General features: G+C 73.6%; 2 protein-coding genes. One reads left to right on the top strand and one right to left on the bottom strand.

Translation table 11 applies throughout. The features are described from left to right. Positions 1-145: 145 nt before the first annotated feature. On the bottom strand, positions 146-1,579 hold the full coding sequence (locus tag ACH5AF_RS31805; RefSeq protein WP_398906514.1) for a dihydrolipoyl dehydrogenase family protein: 1,434 nt from the start codon (positions 1,577-1,579) through the stop codon (positions 146-148). Positions 1,580-1,699: 120 nt separating this feature from the next. On the opposite strand from ACH5AF_RS31805, the gene trxA reads away from it, so the two are divergent. Then, on the top strand, positions 1,700-2,098 hold the full coding sequence (trxA, locus tag ACH5AF_RS31800; RefSeq protein ID WP_398906513.1) for a thioredoxin: 399 nt from the start codon (positions 1,700-1,702) through the stop codon (positions 2,096-2,098). The last annotated feature ends 114 nt before the right edge of the window (positions 2,099-2,212 follow it).

Raw genomic sequence — 2,212 nt, 5'->3', positions numbered from 1 at the left:
GGCGCCCTTCTGGGCGGGGCCCCCGCGGGGGGGGCGGCGGGACGCGCGGCCGCGGGCCGCTGCATATGTTGTACCAGCCGCTTCCCGCCCCCGCCCCGGGGGGGGCCCGGCCCCCCCCCCCCGCCCCGGCCACCGCTCGGTGGGATCAGCCCCGGTATGTCTCCAGCAGTCGCAGCCAGATCTCACTGATCGTCGGGAACGCCGGAACTGCGTGCCACAGGCGCTCGATCGGCACCTCGCCCGCGACCGCGACGGTCGCCGAGTGCAGCAGCTCGCCCACGCCCGGACCGACGAACGTGACGCCGAGCAGCACTTCACGGTCCAGATCGACGACCATGCGGGCCTGGCCGCGGTAGCCCTCCGCGTACAGTGCTGCCCCCGACACCGAACCGATGTCGTAGTCGACGGCGCGTACGCGGTGGCCGGCCTTCTCCGCGTCGGCGAGCGAGAGGCCCACCGCCGCCGCCTCGGGGTCGCTGAAGACGACTTGGGGCACCGCCAGGCGATCGGCCGAAGCGCTGTGCGCACCCCAGCGGTCGCTCTCCAGCAGGGGCACGTGCTGGGCCCTGGCCGCGATGGCCGCTCCCGCGATCCGCGCCTGGTACTTGCCCTGATGGGTCAGCAGGGCGCGGCGGTTGACGTCCCCGACCGCGTAGAGCCACTCGGTCCCCTCGACGCGGCAGCTGTCGTCGACGGACAGCCAGGAGCCGTCCGCCAGGCCGACCGACTCGAGTCCGATGCCGTCGGTGCGCGGCGTCCTTCCGGTGGCGAACAGGACCTCGTCCGCCTCGACACGGCTGCCGTCCTCCAGGACCAGCGTCACGGGGCCGTTGCCGCCGCCCGGACGGTCGACGGCCGCGACGGAGGCGCCGAGCCGCACGTCCGCGCCCGCCTCCTTGAGCGCCGCAGCAACGTGTTCGCCGACGAACGGCTCCATGCGCGGCAGCAGTCCGTCGCCCCGTGCGAGCAGCGTCACCTGCGAACCCAAGGCCTGCCAGGCCGTCGCCATCTCGACGCCGACGACTCCGCCGCCCACGATCGCGAGCCGCCCGGGCGCCTCCCGTGCGCTGGTGGCCTCGCGGCTGGTCCACGCGTGCGCGCCTACCAGGCCGGGCAGTTCGGGCAGGACGGCCCGGCTGCCGGTGCAGACCACGACGGCGTGCCGGGCGGTCAGCAGATGGTGTTCGCCCTCCGGGCCGTCGACAACGACGGACCGGGGGCCGTGCAGTTTGCCGCGGCCGCGGTAGACGCGGGCGCCGATCGAGTCGAGCCAGCCGACCTGGCCGTCGTCCTTCCAGTGGGAGACCTGCTCGTCACGGCGTGCCAGTACGGCCGGGGTGTCGAGAGGCCCCTGGACCACGCCGCTCAGTCCGGGAATCCGTCGGGCGTCGGCACGGGCGAGCGCGGGCCTCAGCAGCGCCTTGCTCGGGATACAGGCCCAGTACGAGCAGTCGCCGCCGAGCAGCTCGCTCTCCACCACCGCGGTGCTCAGGCCCGCCGCTCTCGTCCGGTCGGCCACGTTCTCCCCCACGGGGCCCGCACCGAGCACTACGACGTCGTACTCCACAGCTTGGGTCATACGGTCAAGTCTGCTGCCGGGTGTGCGACCTGGCCACATGGGCAGGGGCAGGAATAGCACGGCCCCGGGCGCCGTTGTGCGGGGCGAGTCCACCAGACATCAGGAAGAGGTAGACAGGCGATGAGCACACTCGAGCTCACCAAGGAAAACTTCGATCAGGTCGTGACCGACAACGACTTCATCCTGATCGATTTCTGGGCTTCCTGGTGTGGACCCTGCCGTCAGTTCGCGCCGGTCTTCGAGGGTGCCTCGGAGCGGCATCCCGACCTGGTCTTCGCCAAGGTCGACACGGAGGCGCAGCAGGAGCTGGCCGCCGCCTTCGAGATCAGGTCCATCCCGACCCTGATGATCGTCCGGGACAACGTGGCCGTGTTCGCGCAGCCCGGTGCGCTGCCGGAGGCCGCGCTGGAGGACGTGATCGGCCAGGCGCGTGCGCTGGACATGGACGAGGTGCGCAAGTCGATCGAGGCGGCGCAGCAGAGCGGCGTGCCGGAAGCGGGCGGCCCGGCGCCGTCCTGACACCGGCGGTCGGCGCTCCGCACGCCCGGGAACGGCCGGGGGGGGGGGGGGGGGGTGGAGCGCCCCCCCCCCCCCCGCGCGTGGGGCGCCCCCCCCCCCCCCCCCCCCCGGCCC

Source organism: Streptomyces sp. NPDC018833 (assembly GCF_044390825.1).
Classification (GTDB): Bacteria; Actinomycetota; Actinomycetes; order Streptomycetales; family Streptomycetaceae; genus Streptomyces.
This window is presented reverse-complemented; position numbering and strand designations above follow the sequence as displayed.